Source organism: Vibrio sp. YT-16 (assembly GCF_033337405.1).
Lineage (GTDB): Bacteria > Pseudomonadota > Gammaproteobacteria > Enterobacterales > Vibrionaceae > Vibrio > Vibrio alginolyticus.
In genome coordinates this window covers 55,500-76,837 of record NZ_JAWOQQ010000010.1, presented here as the reverse complement: position 1 = coordinate 76,837, position 21,338 = coordinate 55,500, and the positions used below count along the sequence as shown (strand labels likewise).

Annotated in this window: 18 protein-coding genes and 1 tRNA gene; 10 read left to right on the top strand and 9 right to left on the bottom strand. The window is 45.1% G+C overall.

Features of this window, described 5'->3' with window-relative positions; genetic code table 11:
- Positions 1-99: 99 nt before the first annotated feature.
- On the bottom strand, positions 100-498 hold the full coding sequence (locus R7F07_RS16465; protein WP_171342675.1) for an OsmC family protein: 399 nt from the start codon (positions 496-498) through the stop codon (positions 100-102).
- A gap of 202 nt (positions 499-700) precedes the next feature.
- Between R7F07_RS16465 and msrB the strand changes: the two genes are divergently transcribed.
- Complete coding sequence (msrB, locus tag R7F07_RS16460) at positions 701-1,843, top strand: peptide-methionine (R)-S-oxide reductase MsrB (RefSeq protein WP_171342676.1); 1,143 nt, start codon at positions 701-703, stop codon at positions 1,841-1,843.
- A 33-nt stretch (positions 1,844-1,876) separates the two neighbouring features.
- Positions 1,877-2,023 carry a DUF2256 domain-containing protein gene (locus tag R7F07_RS16455; RefSeq protein WP_005374142.1) on the top strand — a complete coding sequence of 49 codons (147 nt, stop codon included), beginning with the start codon at positions 1,877-1,879 and terminating at the stop codon, positions 2,021-2,023.
- A 61-nt stretch (positions 2,024-2,084) separates the two neighbouring features.
- On the opposite strand, the gene R7F07_RS16450 is transcribed toward R7F07_RS16455, so the two are convergent.
- From R7F07_RS16450 to R7F07_RS16440, 3 genes are read right to left on the bottom strand one after another with little or no spacing between them, the layout of a single operon-like run.
- The gene (locus R7F07_RS16450) at positions 2,085-2,792 is read right to left on the bottom strand and encodes an SDR family oxidoreductase (protein WP_005374144.1); all 708 of its coding nucleotides are present in this window, start codon (positions 2,790-2,792) and stop codon (positions 2,085-2,087) included.
- Positions 2,792-4,336 carry a cryptochrome/photolyase family protein gene (locus R7F07_RS16445; RefSeq protein WP_318110539.1) on the bottom strand — a complete coding sequence of 515 codons (1,545 nt, stop codon included), beginning with the start codon at positions 4,334-4,336 and terminating at the stop codon, positions 2,792-2,794. The genes R7F07_RS16450 and R7F07_RS16445 overlap by 1 nt, the downstream gene beginning before the upstream one ends.
- A complete protein-coding gene (locus tag R7F07_RS16440; RefSeq protein ID WP_213891567.1) occupies positions 4,336-5,688 on the bottom strand; it encodes a DASH family cryptochrome in 1,353 nt (450 codons plus the stop codon). Before R7F07_RS16440 ends, R7F07_RS16445 begins: the two co-directional genes overlap by 1 nt.
- Positions 5,689-6,037: 349 nt before the next feature.
- Here R7F07_RS16440 and R7F07_RS16435 point away from each other — a divergent pair, with 349 nt between their 5' ends.
- Positions 6,038-7,051 carry a GGDEF domain-containing protein gene (locus R7F07_RS16435; RefSeq protein WP_005374150.1) on the top strand — a complete coding sequence of 338 codons (1,014 nt, stop codon included), beginning with the start codon at positions 6,038-6,040 and terminating at the stop codon, positions 7,049-7,051.
- A gap of 90 nt (positions 7,052-7,141) precedes the next feature.
- Here the strand turns inward: R7F07_RS16435 and R7F07_RS16430 are convergent, their stop codons facing one another.
- Positions 7,142-7,720: a malate synthase gene (locus tag R7F07_RS16430; RefSeq protein WP_005374156.1), complete on the bottom strand. Its 579-nt coding sequence runs from the start codon at positions 7,718-7,720 to the stop codon at positions 7,142-7,144.
- A gap of 174 nt (positions 7,721-7,894) precedes the next feature.
- Between R7F07_RS16430 and R7F07_RS16425 the strand changes: the two genes are divergently transcribed.
- Positions 7,895-9,451 carry a DUF3612 domain-containing protein gene (locus R7F07_RS16425; RefSeq protein ID WP_213870224.1) on the top strand — a complete coding sequence of 519 codons (1,557 nt, stop codon included), beginning with the start codon at positions 7,895-7,897 and terminating at the stop codon, positions 9,449-9,451.
- A 387-nt stretch (positions 9,452-9,838) separates the two neighbouring features.
- Here the strand turns inward: R7F07_RS16425 and R7F07_RS16420 are convergent, their stop codons facing one another.
- Positions 9,839-11,194, bottom strand: a complete 1,356-nt coding sequence (locus R7F07_RS16420; protein WP_054574505.1) for a diguanylate cyclase — start codon at positions 11,192-11,194, stop codon at positions 9,839-9,841.
- Positions 11,195-11,326: 132 nt separating this feature from the next.
- On the opposite strand from R7F07_RS16420, the gene R7F07_RS16415 reads away from it, so the two are divergent.
- Both R7F07_RS16415 and R7F07_RS16410 read left to right on the top strand, forming a co-directional pair.
- Positions 11,327-11,932 (top strand): alpha-ketoglutarate-dependent dioxygenase AlkB family protein, encoded by a 606-nt coding sequence (locus R7F07_RS16415; RefSeq protein ID WP_053349380.1) that lies wholly within the window; start codon positions 11,327-11,329, stop codon positions 11,930-11,932.
- 69 nt (positions 11,933-12,001) lie between these two features.
- Entirely contained in the window at positions 12,002-13,090 is a 1,089-nt protein-coding gene (locus R7F07_RS16410; RefSeq protein ID WP_005384167.1) for a DUF3541 domain-containing protein, read from the top strand.
- A gap of 54 nt (positions 13,091-13,144) precedes the next feature.
- On the opposite strand, the gene R7F07_RS16405 is transcribed toward R7F07_RS16410, so the two are convergent.
- Entirely contained in the window at positions 13,145-14,353 is a 1,209-nt protein-coding gene (locus R7F07_RS16405; protein ID WP_017635515.1) for a NupC/NupG family nucleoside CNT transporter, read from the bottom strand.
- Positions 14,354-14,914: 561 nt separating this feature from the next.
- Between R7F07_RS16405 and R7F07_RS16400 the strand changes: the two genes are divergently transcribed.
- A tRNA-Leu gene (locus R7F07_RS16400) sits at positions 14,915-14,998 on the top strand.
- A 32-nt stretch (positions 14,999-15,030) separates the two neighbouring features.
- Positions 15,031-15,642, top strand: coding sequence for a DUF2913 family protein (locus R7F07_RS16395; RefSeq protein ID WP_005374167.1), 612 nt, complete (start codon positions 15,031-15,033; stop codon positions 15,640-15,642).
- Between the two features lie 78 nt (positions 15,643-15,720).
- Here R7F07_RS16395 and R7F07_RS16390 read toward each other — a convergent pair whose 3' ends face one another.
- Together R7F07_RS16390 and R7F07_RS16385 are read right to left on the bottom strand one after the other, a co-directional pair.
- The gene (locus R7F07_RS16390) at positions 15,721-17,121 is read right to left on the bottom strand and encodes a tryptophanase (RefSeq protein ID WP_053307136.1); all 1,401 of its coding nucleotides are present in this window, start codon (positions 17,119-17,121) and stop codon (positions 15,721-15,723) included.
- A 298-nt stretch (positions 17,122-17,419) separates the two neighbouring features.
- Positions 17,420-18,664: an NADH:ubiquinone reductase (Na(+)-transporting) subunit B gene (locus R7F07_RS16385; protein ID WP_053304661.1), complete on the bottom strand. Its 1,245-nt coding sequence runs from the start codon at positions 18,662-18,664 to the stop codon at positions 17,420-17,422.
- A 159-nt stretch (positions 18,665-18,823) separates the two neighbouring features.
- On the opposite strand from R7F07_RS16385, the gene R7F07_RS16380 reads away from it, so the two are divergent.
- Both R7F07_RS16380 and cydB read left to right on the top strand, forming a co-directional pair.
- Complete coding sequence (locus tag R7F07_RS16380) at positions 18,824-20,212, top strand: cytochrome ubiquinol oxidase subunit I (protein WP_017635517.1); 1,389 nt, start codon at positions 18,824-18,826, stop codon at positions 20,210-20,212.
- A gap of 10 nt (positions 20,213-20,222) precedes the next feature.
- On the top strand, positions 20,223-21,221 hold the full coding sequence (gene cydB, locus R7F07_RS16375; protein ID WP_005374173.1) for a cytochrome d ubiquinol oxidase subunit II: 999 nt from the start codon (positions 20,223-20,225) through the stop codon (positions 21,219-21,221).
- Positions 21,222-21,338: the final 117 nt, after the last annotated feature.

Sequence of the window (21,338 nt, the reverse complement as noted above, 5' to 3'; positions counted from 1 at the left end):
TTTCAGATTCTTCACAAGGTACGTGAACTGCGAAATAAAAAAAGAGAAAAGCCCGGACTTTTCTCTTTCCTGTTTTTATATTTTGTGGAGTCTGTCAACTTACACAATTTCCCAACTGTGGGTCATCTCAAGACCTTCGCCTAGCATTAAGCAAACCGAGCAGTATTTTTCTAGCGAGTCAGCCGCCACTTTTGCTACGACTTCTGGGTCAAGCTCGTCACCTGACACTTCAAAGTGGATATTCACTTGCGTAAAGATACGCGGTGCGGTTTCACGACGCTCTGTGGTTAGCTTGGCATTAACTGACGAAACCTTTTGGCCTGCTGTTTTCAAACCATCAACAACATCGACAGAGCTACAGCCACCAGCAGCCATTAGTACCATTTCCATTGGGCTTGGTGCGGTTGCACCGCCATTGCCATCCATCACTACGGAGTGGCCCGACTGAGATTGCCCAAGGAATTTAAAATCTTCTATCCATTTAACTTCAGCTTGCATGATTTACCTCATTTAGCATCGCTTATTCAAGGCATCGTTGCCCTTACTAGCGGTGTGTTTCTTGTCGATACTTTAGCTCTATCGCATAAAAGGGCAACGGAATTTTCAACATTACTGTAATTTTTTCGCTCGGTTACCTTTCTCTATACGTAACACTTTTTATTCAAGTAACACTTTCTACAAAAATAACGATGAGGTAGCTATGAAGAATATGTCTAAGTTATTGGCCGGTTTCTCCTTCGCACTTCCAGTCTTGTTTCTACTATTGAGTAAAACAGGTACCGCCGATACGATGGATAAGCTGAAGGCTTCAGAGAATACAAGAATCGCAACGCTAGCTGGCGGTTGTTTCTGGTGTACAGAATCGGATTTAGAGCAACTGCCCGGCGTAATCGATGTTGTGTCAGGTTATTCTGGTGGTCATATTGAAAACCCGACTTACCGCCAAGTCTCTTCTGGTAAATCTGGTCATATTGAAGTGATTGAGGTGAAGTACGATCCTGCTGTCGTGAACTACGAGCAAGTGCTGGACTACTTCTTCCGTCATATCGACCCTACCGACGATAAAGGTTCATTTGTTGACCGTGGCCCTCAATACCGTCCAGCGATCTTCTACCATAATGCGGAGCAAAAGCAGATTGCTAAGCAGTTTATGATGGAAATCGACAAGGCGATGATCTATCCAAAGCCGTTGAAAACAGAGCTGATCGAGTTTGAAAAGTTTTACCCTGCGGAGTCGTACCATCAGGATTACTACAAGAAGAGTAGTCTGAAATACAAATACTACCGCTACGCATCAGGTCGCGATAAATACCTCGACGAAGTGTTTGGTGAAGATCGAAAAGAAAGTCCTAAAACACTTCGACAGTTGATTGGAGAAAAAAAGCTGCTTTCGAAAGTGAAAGCGTACAGTAAGCCTGCTCAGTCTGAAATCAAATCAAACTTAACAGAGCTACAGTATTACGTGACGCAAGAAGAAGGCACGGAGCGTCCGTTTGATAATGAATACTGGGACAACAAAGAAGCGGGAATTTATGTGGATATTGTGACCGGTGAACCGCTATTTTCTTCTACTGATAAATACAAATCTGGCACAGGTTGGCCAAGCTTTACTCGACCAATTAACCCGGGTTACATCGTGGAGAAAACCGATTATAAACTGCTCTACCCTAGAACGGAGATCCGCAGTAAGTTTGGTGATTCACACCTAGGTCATGTGTTTAAAGATGGTCCGAAGCCGACGGGATTACGCTATTGTATGAACTCTGCTGCGATGAAATTTGTACCTGTGAACAAGATGGCGAGTTTAGGCTACGGCGATTACCTGTACCTATTTGATAAGTAGTTTTAACCAAATTAGGAGTGAACATTCAGCGCGATGAAAGGTTTTAAATCCAACCTTCCCATGAAAGTCTGTCCGGTCTGTCAGCGCCCATTTTCTTGGAGAAAGAAGTGGGCGCGAAATTGGGAGGAAATCGTTTATTGTTCTGAGCGTTGCCGAAGAAATAAATCAACGAAAACGTAGGTCACTCCGACCCTCTCTGGAGTATGTTATTTCATTTGTATTAACGTTTGTACGCGTTCTCTTACCAAGGTAATAACGTCCCATCATAAGCCCAAAACGCCCCGCTATCTTGCGGGGTTGCTTTTTCTATCAAGCCTAATAAATCCTTTGCGACTCGCTCTGGTGTGAACAGCTTTCCCTCTGGCACATTGGTTTGAAAAGGTGCCGACAAAGCGGTGTCTGTAGTACCTGGGTGAAGTGACAGCACCGTGCCATGTTTGACCATTCTTTGCCATTCGATCGACATGGTTTTGAGGAACATGTTTAATGCGGCTTTCGATGCTCGATAGCTGTACCAACCACCTAACTGATTATCGCTAATGCTGCCAACTTTGGCTGAAATGGTCGCAAACTTAGGTGCAGTACTGCATTTTAGCTTGGGCGTGAAGTATTTTGCCAACAGTAAACTTGGCAAAGTATTGACCGTGATGGTTTGCTGAAAGAAGTCTGCGTCGAGCGAGCTAAGATTCTTCTCAGGACCTTTCTCTTGGGTGTGCAACATACCAACACAGTTCACCAACCAATCGACGTGTTCAATCTGCTCACTGAACGCTTTTACCTGCTCGTCTTGCGATACATCCACTTGATGCCAAACGACATTTGGGTGTTGCCAATCTGGTTGCTGCTTACGATAAGTGGCATGCACGCGCGCTTGAGGGAACCGAGCTGCGGCTTCTTGAACCATCGCCAAACCAATTCCACCATTGCCACCGACGATGAGTATTTCCATCACAAGTTCTCCACGTTTTCTATGTAGTGCTCTGCGGTATCAAGAATCGCTTGGCGTTGCTGTTCTTCCATGTTGTCCCAAGAGCGGAAAATCATCCCGATTCGTGGATTGGCTGCGAGGCGCTTGTCGTGTTTGTTCATAAAGCGCCAATAAAGGCTGTTAAACGGACACGATCCTTCCCCACTCCTCGCCTTATTGTCGTAATGGCAACCCTTACAGTAGTCGCTCATTTTGTTGATGTAAGAACCACTCGCCGCGTAAGGTTTGGTGCCAACAATGCCGCCATCCGCAAACAATGCCATGCCACGTGTGTTCGGTATTTCAACCCATTCAATTGCATCCACATAGATACCGAGATACCACTCATCCACTTGGTCTGGGTCGATCTCGGTTAGCAAACAAAAGTTACCTGTGACCATCAAACGTTGAATGTGGTGTGCGTAGGCATAATCGAGGGACTGACCAATCGCATTGCGCATACAGGCCATTTTGGTTTCGCCACTCCAAAAGAAGTTTGGCAGCTTTCTTTCTGCGCCCAGCTCGTTCTTTTTCGGGTAATGAGGCATGTTCGCCCAGTAGACGCCTCTGATGTATTCTCGCCATCCCAAGATTTGGCGAATAAACCCTTCGACTTGAGAAATGTCGATATCTGCGTTGGAGTGAAATGCCTTGAGTGATGCATCAATGACTTCTCTCGGGTGCAGCAATTTGCTGTTGAGCGAGAATGAAATTCGGCTGTGATACAAGCTCCACTTAGCATCGTGCTGGCCTGTCATGGCGTCTTGAAAACGGCCGAACAACGGCAAGCAGACTTGGCAGAAATGCGCGAGTAAAGACAAGCTCTGCGCGCGATTGATCGGCCACAACAAGTCTCCTTCAAGATTTCCGATGGTTTCGATGTCATGTTTTGCCAACCGCTCAACGATGCCACGTACGTCGGTACTGAACATCAAAGGTTGTGGCAGTTGTTCAATGTCTTTGGCTTTGAGCTTGTTACGATTATTGGCATCGTAATTCCATTTTCCGCCGACGGGCTTTCCGTCTTGCATCAAGATGTCGAAGCGCTTGCGCATACGGCGGTAAAAGTGCTCCATCATGATGTGTTTACCTTGAGGAAACTGCGATTCTATTTCCTCAAACGGCAACAAAAAATGTTCCGAGTCGACACAACGCGTCACGACCCCATCAAGCTTTAGTTTGGCTAACTGCTCCAGAAGACGGTATTCATCCGGGCGTTGATATTCAAACTTACTTGCACCAACTTCACTCGCGTAGTGTTGCAAGACTTGCTCAAGATCGTCGAAGGATTGTGTGTCATCCAACGTGAGGTGCAGAACTTGGTGACCTTCACTCTGACGCTCTTTCGCAAACTGTTCCATTGCAGAAAAGAACGCACACACTTTCTGAATATGATGCGTGACGTAAGTATTCTCTTGCTTGAGCTCCGCAATCAGGTAAAGCACTTGCTCATCAGGTTGCTGAAACCAAGAGTGCTCACTGTTAAGTTGATCGCCCAAGATCAATCGTACGGTTTCAAATTGCATTACGGTTTCTCCGATGACGAAGCTTTGTCACTGCTGCCCATCACAATCGGCCAATCGACCATGTCTACACTATCCAAATGCGCGCCAGGACAACGACCTTGCCACCTATCGATGAACTCCATGTGCGGATCGTACATTTCGGTTTGCTTTTCGAGGTTGAATTGTCGTGAACCACGCGGATCTGCACCAACGCCCGCTAGGTATTGCCAATTTCCCCAGTTTGATGCCACATCGTAATCAACCAGTTGTGACTCAAAGTACGCCGCGCCATAACGCCAATCGAGGCCAAGTTCATGCACCAAACAACTGGCGACTAACTGTCTGCCACGATTCGACATATAACCGGTTTCATTAAGTTGGTGCATACACGCATTGACGATAGGAAATGGCGTTTCACCTTTCTTCCATTGTTGGAAACGGCGCGCGTAAAAGCTGGTGAGTGGTGCTCGATTTTGGATGCCACCGAATCGGAAGAGCTGTCGCTTGTGTCGACGGGCATACCAATAAAAGTATTCACGCCAAAGCAGCTCGAAATAAATCCAATAGGTTGAATCATTTGCACCATTCGCGGCTTCATAGCGTTTCAACATGGCATAAATGGTTTTCGGAGAAACGCACCCATGAGCTAACCAAGGAGAGAACTTGGTGGAGTAATCCATGCCATCTAAACCGTTGCGTGTTTGTTTGTATTCACTGGCTAGTGTGGAAGCAAAATACTGGCGACAATGTTCAAGCCCGCGGCTTTCTCCACCATGAAACGTAGCTTTTGTGTCAAAGTAATATGCAGTAACGGAAGGCAGATTCACACCTAAAGGAATTGGAGGTAACGAACGGATACTCTCGTGGGGCCGAGAGATGTCTAAATTTTCAACTTGCTTTCTAAACTGCGTGAAAGTCGTAGGCAGTTTGCTCAAGTCAAATGGCAGTTGTTCTTCCCTTAACAGGGTCCGGATTGTTTGCTGTTTTATTTTTACATGAGAAGCGCCTTCAGCTACGCGACCTAACGCTTGTTGCTCATCCGAACCGGGAAAAGCGTCAGCATATATATGTGTGACGCCGAAGCGATTAACAGCATACTTGATTGCTTGATCGGGCGTCAGTTCAACTGCCCATAATCGCTGACCAAGGTGATTCAAAGATTGATTGAGTTCACTAAGCGATGAATCGAGAAACTGCAATTTCGCACGCCCGAAAGAGGCTTCCTGCGCAAAGTGATGCAAGTAAGGCGTCATTGAAGGGTAGCAATACAAGCAAATTAACTCGTCCATTTCTACACTGGCGCTTTTCAACAGTGGGTTGTCGTGCAATCGCAAGTCGTTCGTGAACCAATAAAGTCCTATTTTCTTTTTCAATTCGCACCCTCAGATGTTAATTCTTCGTCTACGAGTTCTTTTCACGGAGACCCTGACGCTAAGCCTTTTGATTTTCTTGCTTTTATACGAAAACGAGAGTTTGACGATCATTAGGTTACTGGCGTTTACACGGAATCCATTTGCTGGATATCTCAAAACACGCAATACCACCAAATGCCTGTACATGTTTCATACTGATATTTTATAAAATTTGAATCCAACGGTATTGATCACGATCTTAATCACTCATTTTCTATATAAACCATGCAAAAGTGATAAAAATTAAAGCGACATTAGTTAATATCCGTTAATCTAAGCCCAATCCCATTTTGCTAGTACCATCGCAGAAATGACCGACGAGTTTAAGAAATCAACCGCTAATTTAAAAAAAGCGGTCCCACTGATGATCAAAAACCATGTTGCTGCCACGCCAGCCAACTACGCGCTTTGGTATACCTACGTTGACAAGACCATTCCAGAACTCAACTTTGAGTTAGACACGGTGTTAGAAAACTACGGTATTTGCCCGCCAGCAACCAATAAACAGCTTTACAACAACTATGTGGCCAGCAAAGCAGAAACCAGCCTTGAAGATCTTAGAACCAATGTAGAAGTTCTGCTACATGAAGTATCCAGTTCAATGAGCGATACAATTTCAGATACTTCCTCCTTTTCTGAGATGGTAGACAAAAGCTTTAATAAACTGGAAAAAGTTGAGGACAATAGCCTAAGCATTGAAGAAGTGATGGTAGTGATTCGTCAACTTGTCGCAGAGTCACACGAAATTCGTCACTCAACAAAGTTTTTGAATAGCCAATTGACTAACGCGAGTGAAGAAATTTCTCGCCTCAAAAACCAACTGGCTGAAGTACAGCAAGATGCGTTGTTCGATGGTTTGTCAAACCTATACAACCGCCGAGCATTTGACAAAGATCTCTCTTCACTTATTGCATCAAATCAGGCAATGACCTTGATCATGCTTGATATCGATCATTTCAAATCATTTAACGACAATTACGGGCACCTTTTTGGCGATACAGTATTAAAAGCCATTGCCCGCCGGCTACAACAAAGTTGTCGAGATGGGATATGTGCGTACCGTTTTGGTGGTGAAGAATTCGCGTTAATTGTACCTAACAAATCTCTGCGAATTGCTCGCCAATATGCAGACACACTACGCCGGATGATAGAAAAACTGCGTATCAGAGATAAGCGCTCAGGCACACAAGTTCACAGCATTACCGCTTCTTTTGGGGTAGCAGAATTTGAGCCGGGTGATACGCCTGAAGCCTTAATCAATAAAGCTGATAAACAGCTTTATGAAGCAAAACAACTCGGTCGTAACCGCGTGATGCCAATTTAAATAAACTGACTAAGCGAAAACGACTTTTACGATGAAAAAGAAAACCCCGCGACGTAAAGTGCGGGGTTTTTATATCCAATCATGAGTATCTTAATCGACGCTGTAGCAGTAACTTAGAATGTAGTCGTCACCATTTTTTGCGGTATATTCTTTATCTTCACTGCATGCCATCGGCTTACCTTTTTTGTCGCCTTTGATTAGACTTATCCAATGGCGCATCGCGGTTGGTGCATTGCCAGTTAGTTCAGGATGAAACGTCGTGCGAGTTTCCAATTGAATATCGTCAATGTCCACTAACTCCACGCAACCAGTGCCTTTGTGACAGCCAAACAGCACTTCTACATGATTGCCCGAATCATCTTTAAACAAAATCGACTTTGGATCTTCCTTTTCACCAGTGTACGCCACAAAATGTTTCGGGCTTTTCAGGCCGCTATGCGTACCGTCTTTGAAGTAAGCCAATACATGGCGATAATCAATTACGTAACTTGATACGTCTTGGTGCGACCCGTTCTCCAATGGGAACATGCGGTCAAGCAGTTGCTTCGCTTTTACTTGTTTCTCACTCTGCTGCTCGGCACTTACCGCTTCGACGGCAAATACGGCTTCAGCGATAAATGGGCGTTGTTGTTGTTGCATCTCTTTTTTATCGAAGTTCAGCATATTCATCGTCATATCCTCGCACTTAAAAACTCGTCCTAGAGTAAAAACTTAAATCCTTTATTTAAGTTTCAGGCAATTCTGTGAAGTGGATGGTTAATTTCCTTGCCTGCTCATTATGTAGACTAGCGAAATATTGACTACAATTTCACAACAAAAATTTTACAATGTGAATTTTACAAAATGTCTGTGTCAAAAAGCCTTATTCGTCAGTCTCATTTTCTTGGTACGAAAATTCGTAATCTAAGAAAAAACAACCATTTAACGATGGAGGATTTATCTGCCCGTTGTGTAAGAATTAATCCAGAGTACGCTCCTTCGGTTTCTTACCTTTCGATGATTGAGCGCGGAAAACGCGTACCGAGTATCGATATGCTCGAAGTGATCGCGGAAGTTTTTCAAAAAGATCCTGCGTGGTTTTTAGATGATGAACCCGAATTAGAAGCCATCACACCCAACAAAGGGAATCGTGGTGGGATTAGTGGCATGGCGCTGGAGCCGAGCTTCCTGTTCTCCAATGATATTCTTCAAATCGCGATACCAGAAATGCTCTCCCAAACAGGTATCACAGGGCGTCAATTCGCCCACTTACTGATCCGCGCACACCAAGAGAACCACCAAAACCATTTCCCAGACTTAGAACGGGCAGCGGAAGAAGTGGGCTTAAAGCGACTTAATCTGTCAGTGGAAGATCTGATCGACATTGCAAAGAGTATGGGGTTGGATATTCGCTGGGTAGACCGAGCGCCACAAGATGTGATTGATGAACTGGGCGTCAGCGCCAAACAGTTGATTACGTCTTTCATGGAGCCACCTGGGACTATTTATCTCAATAAACGAATGCGTGACTATCCAACCCGATTGAAGTATGACTTGGCGGTATATATCGGCCATCGAGTGCTCCATAGCAGCGATGCAATGAATAACGTTTTATCTATCGGGCATCAAAACAATTGGGAGCAAATGGACAGCCCTGTGTCGAACTCTGAACTCAATTCGCAAGATATCCTGCAAGCTTGGCGTGATTTTGAGTCCAGCTTCTTTGCCGGTGCCCTACTCTGCCCCAAAGTACCCTTTCGTCAGTTGCTTGACCGTTCTGGTTACGAGATTGATGTTCACAAAAAGGCGGGGGTTTCTCCTTCCGTTGCAATGCGTCGCATGACGGTGGTCTCGCCTTACCCTCATTGGCACTATTTTGATGCCTATGGCCCTGGCAAGTTAAAAGCCGTGTATCGCGGAAATGGTATTCCATTGCCTTGGGGCAACATGCGCAAAGTGAACGACCCTTGCCAGCACTGGGCCGTATTCCGACGCCTTTCCCAGCCTTTGGATACCAGTTCAGCGCAAATTTCGATTTTAAATGTTGGCGACGAGCCACGTATCTACTGCTGCGAATCGGTCAACGTATTTGATCCTGCGGGGAATAATCGCGTGCTATGTGCCGGTATTGATCTTAACCCTGCCATTTCTGCACAAGGTGGCGATGCCGTTTCCATAGCGGAAGAACTTAAGTCCCTTTGTGTCGCTTCCGGCGGAAGTAGTGTTATTCCTCCCCACATCAAAAAAGACTTAACGACTATCGCTAAGATATTAAACATCAACTGGATAGAGCGCGGGATTCAAACCCAAGCAAGGTTGATCTGCTCCAGAGGGGCGGTTTGTCCAAGACAACCTAGTTGTTACAGCAAGTGCGGAGAAGCTGATGAGACGGGCAACGACGTGAATATCATCGGTCTTTAGAAAGAAAAAACGCCAATCACAATATACGTGATTGGCGGTATATACTTGTGAACAATTTGTATTCACTAACAACGTCAGTTGGCTAGGTGACCCTCGGCTTAATAAGGGTCACTCTAAGTAAAGCACGATGCGTGCCAACTTTAAAAAAGCCGTTTTTTAGTAGATCCAGATGCATATCGTTGCTTTATTAACCATTAATTTCGCAAACTGCATTTGCAAAATGCAACATTATGCAAATATGCCACTTAATGCACTGCTAATAACGACTCTCTCAGCAAAGTGTCTGTGAACATATGAAGTCACATATTCTTGTACCCAAATGATGATGAGATTTCGGGCTCCCAACTTTACCATTCTTCTAACCCCTTATTGAAACTGGGTTCAGGCTCATCCGCCATGCTTTTGTTGATACATTCTCTCATCGGCTAGTTTCATCATTTGCTCAGAAGATGACATTTTCGGGTCAAATATCGCGTACCCAATACTGGCTTTCAAATAGATAAGCGTTTCATCGTAAATGACGGGCGTCGAGCATAGCGCTAATCGAAGTTTTTGTAGAAGGGACTGAACATTTTCTTCCGTTCCTGGGTGATGAACTACAACTAAGAACTCATCACCGCCCATTCTGGCCACGATGTCTGATTTACGCAGAGAGCTTTTTACCCTTTCAGCCGTAGCGATTAAAACTTTGTCACCTGCGTCGTGACCATAGGTGTCGTTAATGTGTTTAAACCTATCTAGGTCAATATTAATTAAGGCGAAGCTATAACGCTTTTTATAACGTTTCGCTATTTCAAACTGCTGCTTGTAAAACTTCATAAAATAGCGACGGTTTGGTAAACGCGTGAGTTCATCGTGTAAAGCTCTGTCATCTGCAATGGTATACAGTCGATAAATGGCGAACAGCGCGAGGCTAAGTGCGAATATAATGGGATAGCCGATTACTCTAGCTAAATGCAACTGATGCCAAGAGATTTGGCGATCAGCTTTGCCTCCAGAGAAAACCACCATACTCCACCCACCATAAGGAAAATGAACCATCTCTTTTGCATATGCCATGCTATTTACACTTTGCGCGCCAAAGAAAGCATCACCAAATGAGCCACCGCTATCGTAACCACGGATCATTAAAGGGTAACGATACGAGAAATCAATTACGCCGGTTTCTCTCATCAGAGCATCGAAATCAATCACCGCACTGATCACTCCCCAGTAGTCCTGATTCATTGGAGGATCAAGAAAAACAGGCACACGCACGATCAAACCTCGGCCACCTTGAATCAAAGTCACTGGCCCTGCGATGAAAATTTCTTGTACATCCTTGGCTTTTTGCACCTGTACCCACTGCTGTGGCACTGCGCGGTAATCAAGGCCGATTAGGCGCTCATTACCTTGGCGTGGAAATACATGACTAATTACATCATTTTTCGCGATACCGATGATTGTAATATGTTTACTTTTATTTAGGATTCGGTGAGCGGCGATACTCAATTCTTCTTCTTGGTTTTTAGGAAGTAACGTAATGAGTGTCGCTAAAGTACTGGCTTTGTAGATATCCGCCATAAGTACCGCTTCCAAATTGGAACGGAGAATGGAAAGTTGTTCTTTGGCCTCAACTTGAACTCGCTCTTTGTGAAGCTCTTGCTGGTTTCGATTTAACAGCTCGATAACCCCAATACACAAAGCGAAAAAGGTGAGGAAGAACAATGCAAAATAGCATCGTTTTCTGGGTAAATAACGCATTTTCTCCCCACAACTCGTATACAACTACGAGATTTTTTATTTATTGTTAAAATTCTTATTATCACAAGAATAACCAATCATAATCAGAAAGGTAACAGTGATTGACAACTTTTATGTTTTAGGTGTGAGATGATGCATCAACAAGGCGATTTATTTGGCGGCGATCTATGGCAAGAAGTAGAAAGAGGAAAACTTTATTATGATCCTCAATTTCTTAACCATCTTGAGGCGGATAATTACTTTGATCAACTTCGAAAGACACTGCCATGGCACCAAGAACACATTACTATGTTCGGCAAGTCAGTACTTCAACCTCGCTTACAAGCGTGGCACGGTGATGCAGCATATACTTACTCAGGCTTAACCATGCAGCCTCACCCTTGGACTCCTGAGTTAACTCAGCTCAAAGTGCGTTGTGAATCAGTTGCTGATGTCACTTTTAATTCTGTTCTCGCTAACTTATATCGACACGGCCAAGACTCAATGGGCTGGCACCAAGATAATGAACCAGAGTTAGGTAGAAACCCTGTTATCGCATCTTTGAACTTAGGTGAAACACGTCGATTTTTGCTTAGAAATTTACATTGTAAAACTGAGATTGAATATGAGCTTTCTCACGGCTCCTTACTGATTATGGCTGGCGAGCTACAGCATCACTGGAAGCACTGCGTACCAAAAACCGCGAAAACCAAAGATGAACGTATCAACCTGACTTTTAGGCAAATTTTTAACTATTGACTCAGCTTTTACATTCTCAATTAATATTGATGGTAGGTTTAGGTTCAGGACTTCATAGGGAATGGATTTATGCGTATTAAACCTCTTAGCTTAGCGGTCTTACTCTCTTGCTCACTTACCTTTGCAGCTCAGGCATCACAGGAAGAGGTACCGCTTCTCGATAATACTCAATCAGCGCAGTTGATTCGTAGTACCTACGAACAGGAACTGTTCACTTTCCCGGCGTTTAAAGAGGGCCATTTTGGCTTACGCATGTACCGCCAAACATTAGATGAGAAATATCACGCTGCCATTTGGACCGACATGGCACAAGTAGCCAGCCGGTTAAACCAATTTGCTAATGAAGTTGTTGAACCAGAAGACATCATTCTCTATTCATCTCAAAGGCTGACCACGTATCAAGAGAAAGAAACCGAACGAGGGCAGCGACGCTATACCGTGACTAAACACCATCCTGAGTACCTTTATCTTGGTGTGGATTTGCTTGGCGCAATGGCAAGAGCAAACGAATACGGCCTAAAGCATAAACAAGACAAAACGCTGAGAAAAATTATTAGGCGCTACGATTTCTCGCGTTACGTTACGGACAAAGAGATGATAGAAGCATGGGCAGCTCAGCTTGCAAACCAAGTCTACTGGCTTCGTCAGTTAGGAGAGCAAGATGTGGTCGAGGAATTCACTCAAACCTTCCGTGACACCTACCCCGACGATAAAGATAAGATGCTTTCAGCTCAGCAGTATTGGAACAAACTCTATGGGATGACGCACATCATCTTTGCCGATTCACAGTATTATCAGGAGCGAGTAAGCGAGAAGAAACACCAGTGGATTTATGATTACTTTCGCAACAATATCGACACTATCCTACTGCGCGCCAAAGAAGACGTGATTGCGGAAGTCGGCATTTCGTTTTTGTTAGCAGGCTTGGACCATGATCCGGTCGTAAAGAAAACCCGCCAAGCCATTCGTCACGCAATCAACGCAGAAAAAGGGATGATTCCGTCGGTCGACGGTAACTTTGATCTCAAGTACGGCGAACACCGTAACGTGCTAGCCATCATGCTGCTCGATTGGAAAGGGGTACATAAAGCGCCAACTTATCAAGAGCACCCAGAGGCTTTTAAATCGATACCTTACGGCTTAATGCCCAAGCCTTAGAAATAACAAAACCCGCCATTTAGGCGGGTTTTTAGTGTGTATCTTCAATCTAAATTAGAGAGAGATAAAAATGCCCGCTAAGCACGCACTCATCAGGTTAGCGAGTGTACCAGCAGCAACCGCTTTTAGGCCTAGACTTGCAACATCTTTGCGGCGCTCAGGTGCCATCACGCCGATAGAACCCAACTGAATCGCAATTGAGCCAATGTTCGCAAAACCACACAACGCAAAAGTGATAATAATTTGAGTATGCTCAGACAGTGTCGCTTTGTGCTGCACAAAATCGATAAACGCAACAAACTCATTCATCACCACTTTCTGACCAATGTATGAACCCGCAGCTAGGATTTCGTGGCTTGGCACACCAATCAACCATGCGAGAGGTGCAAACAAATAACCAAAAATCGCTTGTAGCGTTACGCCAGAGAAACCAAGTATCTCACCCAAGTTTTCTAGCCCCGTGTTCACCATCGCGATAACACTCACGAAAGCGATAAGCATGGTACCAACAGCAACAGCAACTTTCATACCGCCCATAGCACCGCTTGCTAGCGCATCAATTACGTTGCTTTCTTCTGATTTATCTAGCTCAATATTGTTGTAATCGCTTGGCGTTTGACGCTCAGGAACGATAATTTTTGCCATCATCAAACTACCTGGCGCTGCCATAAAGCTTGCCGCGATCAAGTATTTGAGGTCGACACCCAAACCAGCATAACCACCAAGCACACTGCCCGCCACTGAAGCCATACCACCAGCCATCACGGCAAACAGTTCAGAGCGAGTCATGTTAGAAAGAAATGGACGAATAAGAAGTGGTGACTCGCCTTGAGATAAGAAAATGTTCCCTGTTGCAACCAAAGACTCTGCTTTACTCGTACCTAAGAACTTCTGGATAGCGCCGCCAATAAATTGAATCACTTTTTGCATAATGCCCAAATAGTAAAGGGCGGAGATAAGAGCACTGAAGAAGATGATGATAGGAAGGACACGGATAGCGAAGATAAAGCCAGAAGAAGCGAGGTCACCAAAGAGGAATTTAATCCCTTCATCAGCAAAGCTGAGTAGCCCCGCGACACCATTACTTAAACTCGCCAGCGCTGCTTGACCCAACGGGAAATAGAGCACCAAAGCAGCAAACCCCATTTGTAGCATCAAGGCGCGAGATACAGTTTTCCAATTAATGGAAGAACGACCCTCAGAAAGTAGGAAAGCACAACCTAGCAGTGCAACAATACCAAATAGACTAAATAGAACACTCATGAGCTGGACCTACTAAACGTTGAAAAAGAAAAAAGAGCCAAAGGAATTGGCAGAAGAAAGGGACAACGCAGCGAGTGATAACTCACTTTTAGATCCAGAATGTAGACAGAACGAATAGTTCGACATCTTATTTTTACCTTATACAAGCAATTGAACGTAGCTGGTCCGGTCCGTGGGGTCATTCACTGCTGGCGAGCATGTTGCTTGGCCTGCTCCATGTGACGGCTTGTATGGGTAAGGGTCCTGAACAACTAAACCCTAATTCCCGCTTAAACGGGACGCAAGTATAGCCAACAAAAAGAGATATTCATCACATTTATTTACGCAAACGTTCAAGCGTTCAAAATTTAGGCAAAAGTACTCTTTTGTCGTCATACTATTAATAAAAGTAAGGGCATAAGGATAGGCGTTGATGGTAAAAAACATAAAAGTGACCAATAAATATGCAATCAAACTCGAAAGAGCCAAAATTCGTCATTTTGCTCTCGCCAACAGGTGGATTTTGGTTATACAATTCGCGTTGCTTCTTTCGAGGCCTCTGAGTATTCAGAGCATCATGATGCCGAGATGGTGAAATTGGTAGACACGCTAGCATGAGGTGCTAGTGCCTTTGGTGTGAGGGTTCGAGTCCCTCTCTCGGCACCATTATCCTTCTTCCCTAATTTTGTTCGAGTGTAATGCAAAGTTCTAAGCAGGCAAGACAGTCTACAGATGCTAATCAACTTCTGAGTGAGCTTGCGGTTCACGCTTTATTACACCTGCACTTTAAAATTCACGCGTCCTCGCATGGCCTCTCCCTTAAAGAACGTAATGACTTACTTCAGAAATGGCTGAAACCAAAACTGAAGAGTAATCGCTATAAGCTGATTAAAAAGCCGTTAAAATCTTTGACTCAGCAGGCAAAAGGTGAGAACGGAAATCTGGAAGCATTACTCGAGCGCTGCGTCGGTGCAGACAAACCCAGCAACCCTCAACCCGATCTAGATAGCTACTTGCTGCTGATCAACGAGATTGAGAAGAAACTGGGGACTACCGTGTTATTATCTCGACCGGAAGACGTCGACTTATCTCACGACCAACACGGCTGTTTGCTGTGTGTGCTTTCTGAGAACTTAAATCAGCACTTCGATGATAATAACGCCCTAATCGCTCCTATTTCGATGCTGTTCCGCGGACCAATGAGTCAACGTTCACTTTTTCTTGGCAGCATTTACGCCAGTGGTACCTTCAATTATGAAGTGCAGTATCAAGACGACCAGTTCGTTCGCATCACATTAGAGTTGGCGTAAGTGTAACGCTAAGAAATAAACGAATCGAAAAAGGCCGCGAAACTCGCGGCCTTTTGCTTATCTAGATTTAAACTTGAGTTAATCGATCTCTTTAAATCGAGCAGTAAAGTGGCGCAGCACTGGTGGCTCGTACTCGAAAGTGAGCCCTTTTAACTCATGTGCACGATTTTTCAGTTCGATAATCGCATCCGCAATGTAATCCATATGATCGTTTGTGTAGACACGACGTGGAATGGTCAAACGCATCAACTCAAGCTCTGACACTTTTTGTTTACCCGTTTCCGGATCTCGACCAAGCAGCAACGATCCTATCTCTACTGCTCGAATACCCGCTTCCAAGTACAAAGCATTACACAATACCTGCGCAGGAAACTGATCCGCTGGAATATGTGGCAAAATCTTAGCGGCATCCACAAACACCGCATGACCACCCGTTGGGTATTGAATCGGAATACCGCCTTCACGTAAGCGCTCACCTAAGTATTGAACTTGGCTAATTCTATAGTGAAGAAAATCCTCATCCGCGGCTTCATACAAACCGCGAGCGAGCGCTTCCATATCACGCCCAGCCATGCCGCCGTATGTTACAAATCCTTCCATGGGTACGCAGCGCGTCTGCACCGCCTGGAACAACTCCTTATGATCACGAATACAACACATGCCACCAATGTTTACCATCGGGTCTTTCTTAGCTGACATGGTGAGCATATCACCGTACTGGTACATCTCACGGATGATTTCCAGAATCGATTTATTCTCGTAACCCGCTTCACGCTGCTTGATAAAGTAGGCGTTCTCACAGTAACGAGCCGAGTCAATCACCACTGGAATATCGTACTTGGTTGCAATCTCGTACACACTGCGCATGTTTTCCATCGACACAGGCTGACCACCGGAGCTATTACAAGTAATCGTGGTGATAATTGCACAAATGTTATGCGAACCGTGCGCTTCAATTGTTGCCACCAGCTTATCGATATCAAAATTGCCCTTCCAATCATAAGGCGTAGTGGTGTCGAATGCTTCTTCCGTTACCACGTTAATCGCTTTACCGCCATTGAGTTCAATGTGACCCGCTGTGGTATCAAAATGGTAGTTCGAGATAAATACTGGCGTTTCGCCACCACGCACCTGACGCATACGCTCAATCAAAGCTGGGAACAAAATTTGCTCGGCACCACGCCCTTGGTGTGCAGGCACGGTGAGCTTATAACCGAAGAAGTGCTCCACTGCATCACACAGGTTGTAGTAATTTCGACTCCCCGCATAGGATTCATCCCCCATCATGATGCCAGCCCACTGATTATCACTCATGGCACCAGTGCCAGAGTCAGTCAGCAAATCGATATAAACATCATCACTACGAAGAAGAAATGGATTATAGCCCGCTTCTTTTAACGCGACTTCACGGTCTGCCAAAGTCGTCATTTTGATTGGCTCAACCATTTTGATACGGAAAGGTTCTGGAATACGTTTCATTGTTAATTTCCTTATACGCATTGCCCTACGCAGTTTCACGTAAGACTAAAAAACAAATAGATAGAATGCTTTTCAATGCGATTGCATTGAGGAAATCAACGAGAAGAGATTTTACTAAGAAGAGACAAGCAGTAGTCTAGGTTATACCAGAACGACAGCACCAAACGGCTATCGAGAATATCCTTTATTCTCATCGTCTTCGTCCTCCTGATAAAAATAAAAAGTCAGAAACCCCATGTCTCTGACCTTTTCAATATAGTGCAGTTTTCAATCAATTTTCAGTGAGGTCACCCTCATTTTAAGAAGGTCTCGCCCTTTTCATTCTGCGTTTGATATTACTTTCTTTGACTAGGTAATCGAAAAGTGGCGCGAATAAGTTAGCAAATAGAATCGCTAACATGATGCCTTCTGGATAAGCCGGGTTCAGCACTCGGATAAAAATCGTCATCACGCCGATTAATAGTCCGTATGCCCATTTCCCGTTATTGGTAAAAGCTGCCGAGACAGGGTCTGTCGCCATAAAGAAGGTACCAAACGCAACCCCACCAATCACGAAGTGCCAGTAGAACGGCATGGAGAACATGGGGTTAGAGTCTGAACCGATCGCATTCAATAGTAGTGAAGCTCCGATTAAACCGACCAACACGCCCGCAACAATTCTCCACGATGCAATCTTCATAAAGATGAGAACCAAGCCTGTTAGTGCGATCAACAACGTGGAGACTTCACCCATCGAGCCTGGTAAATTACCAACAAAAGCATCTCCCCATGAAATTGTTTGTCCTGTCATATTATTTATCAAAGCACTTTGCCCGCCTTCATACCATTGACTAAGTGGAGTAGCGCCAGAGTAACCATCAGCCGCGACCCACACAGCACCACCGGACATGTTGGCAGGATAGGCAAAGTATAAGAACGCTCGCCCTGCTAAAGCTGGATTTAGGAAGTTTCGTCCAGTACCACCGAAAATCTCCTTCGCCACAACAATACCGAAAGTGATACCTAAAGCCGCTTGCCATAGTGGAATTGTCGGAGGAAGAATCAGCGCAAAGAGTATAGAGCTGACAAAAAAACCTTCATTTACCTCATGCTTTCGCACAATAGCAAACAGAACTTCCCAGAAACCACCAACGATAAACACCGTCGCATAAACCGGGAGAAAGTAAGTAGCACCAAGCCACATTTTACTTCCCCACCCCGCTTGTGAAACCGCATCTAACGAGCCCCATACCCAACTCAGTTGCCATGAAGAAACAAGCGCTTGCTGAGCTGAGGCTTGATCCATTCCATACAACAAGGCATCACTCGCTTGCTGGCCTACGTTGTACATACCCCAGAACATGGCAGGGAAGACCGCCAACCACACCATGATCATAATACGTTTTAAATCGATGCTATCTCGAACGTGAGTCATGCCCTGGTTTACCTTACCAGGCGTGTAAAAAATGGTTTCGACAGCTTCGAAAAGTGGGTAGAACTTGTGATACTTCCCACCTGGACCAAACTTAGGTGTCGCTTTCTCAAAGTAATGTTTAAGGCTCATAACGCTCCTCCTTTATCTAAAAGATGGTACGCACATGTGTAAAAAGCGATCGTTTTTTAATCTCTTCGTCTTCCTTCTTCGTACTTCACCTTGTTCGCCACTCTTCTGTCTCCTCTTTAAATCCGGCGAACAGTTTATCCAACGAAAAAGGGACCGCTCATGGACACACTCGCCATTGACCTAGCTAGATTCCAATTTGCCTTTACTGTCTCTTTCCACATTATTTTTCCAGCTTTTACGATTGGTTTGGCAAGTTATCTCGCTGTATTAGAGGGCTTGTACTTAAAAACGGGCAACAAACAGTACATGCAAATCTATAAGTACTGGCTCAAAATCTTTGCCATCAGTTTTGGTATGGGTGTGGTGAGTGGCATCGTGTTGAGCTATCAATTCGGTACTAACTGGAGCGTGTTTGCCGACAAAACAGGCCCAATCCTAGGCCCGCTAATGGGTTATGAAGTTTTTACTGCGTTTTTCCTCGAAGCTGGGTTTTTAGGCGTGATGCTTTTCGGTATGGATAAGGTAGGTAAGAAGCTTCACTTCGCCGCGACTTGTATTGTTGCATTCGGGACGTTTTTGTCTGCGTTTTGGATACTTTCGGTTAATAGTTGGATGCAAACACCAGCGGGCTACAGTATCAACGAAGCCGGACAGTTTATCCCAGAAGACTGGTGGGCGATTGTCTTCAACCCTTCCTTCCCTTACCGGCTCGTTCATATGTTGCTCGCCGCTTACCTTACTACTGCCTTTGTTGTAGCCGGCGTTGCCGCTTATCACTTACTAAAAGCAAACCATAACCCTCTAGCCAGAATTATGTTCTCGATGGCAATGTGGATGGCTGCCATCGTGACACCAATTCAAATCGTTGCTGGAGACATGCATGGTTTAAACACCCTTGAACATCAACCCGCCAAAGTCGCCGCGATGGAAGGGCACTATGAGTCTCACCAAGGCGCGCCATTGATCCTCTTCGGTATCCCTAACGATGAAGAAAAACGCATGGAATACGCACTGGAAATCCCCAAACTCGGTAGTTTGATTTTAACTCATGACCTCAACGGTGAAGTGAAGGGATTAGATGCTTTTCCAGAGGAGGAACACCCTCCTGTATCTATCGTTTTCTGGTCTTTCCGAGTCATGGTCGCGCTTGGTTTTGGCATGCTTGTTATTGGTTTGTGGAGCCTTTGGCTAAGAAAACGTCGCAAACTTTTTGATTCGAGGGCACTTCAACGTATTTGTGTGCTGTTTGCCCCAGCGGGGTTCATTGCAGTTTTAGCAGGCTGGATAACTACCGAAGTCGGTCGACAGCCTTACACCGTATACGGTCTTTTAACCACAGCCAATTCGGCATCGCCTATTGATGCCGCCGCGGTGAGCGTCTCCCTGACGGCGTTCATCGTGGTTTACTTTGTGGTTTTTGGAGCTGGCTTCTTCTATCTCCTACGTTTGATGCGTAAGTCTCCAACTCGATATGAAGAAGGTCTAGATAGCCGACTTCCTGATGGCACGAAAACCGATGCCATCACACATTCTAACCATCTAACCTAGGAGCTAACTCATGGATTACGCATTAATTTGGTACGCTTTGATTGGGCTCGCCGTTCTGATTTATGTCGTGTTAGATGGCTTTGATCTCGGTATTGGTATCCTATTTCTCAGCGCTAATGACGATGAAGAGCGCGACATGATGATGAACAGCATCGCTCCTGTTTGGGATGGGAATGAAACTTGGCTAGTTCTTGGTGGTGGTGGGCTTTTTGCCGTGTTCCCCCTCGCCTACGCGGTCATTATGCCAGCACTCTATGCTCCTCTGATTTTAATGCTGCTCGGGTTAATTCTGCGTGGGGTTTCTTTTGAATATCGCTTCCGAACACAACGCGGAAAGTTTTTATGGGATAGCGCTTTTTTCATTGGTTCACTCACCGCGGCATTGATGCAAGGCATTATGCTCGGAACCCTGCTCCAAGGTATAGAGGTTAGTGAACGAGCATACGCAGGTGGATGGTTTGATTGGCTTTCGCCATTTAGCGTATTTTGTGGCTTGGCGCTTGTTTGTGCTTATATCCTGCTCGGTTCATGCTGGTTATTAATCAAGCTTCCAGAAGAGCTGATGGGGCGCTATTACGTGGTCGCGCGACGATGGGGACTAGCGATGGTAGCCTGTATATTTATCGCCAGTTTGTGGCTGCCATTGAGCCAAAATATCGTCTTTGAACGTTGGTTCTCATTACCAAACTCACTACTGTTTTTCATATTACCAATTATTGCAGCGGCACTCATTTGGCAGCTATTCAAAGCCTTACTCGACCACAAAGCCGTCCGAGCCTACGTTCTTGCGATCGGCCTGTTTCTTGTGTCCGCGATGGGTTTCGGTGTCAGTACATTCCCTTACTTGGTCCCATTCGCACTCACTTATCAAGACGTCGCCGCGCCAGACAAAAGTTTGGCATTTTTACTTGCCGGCGCGGTGGTATTACTTCCTCTGATCATAGCCTACACGGCTTATTCGTACTGGGTTTTCCGCGGCAAGATGAAACGTGGAGAAGGATATCACTGATGAAACTAAAACCCATTTTGTGGTTCATTGGCATTTGGCTGGTAAGCGTGGTCGCCTTGTTTATCATCAGTTCGTTGATACGAACTGCGATATTGTAGGCCCAGAGTCTACTGCACC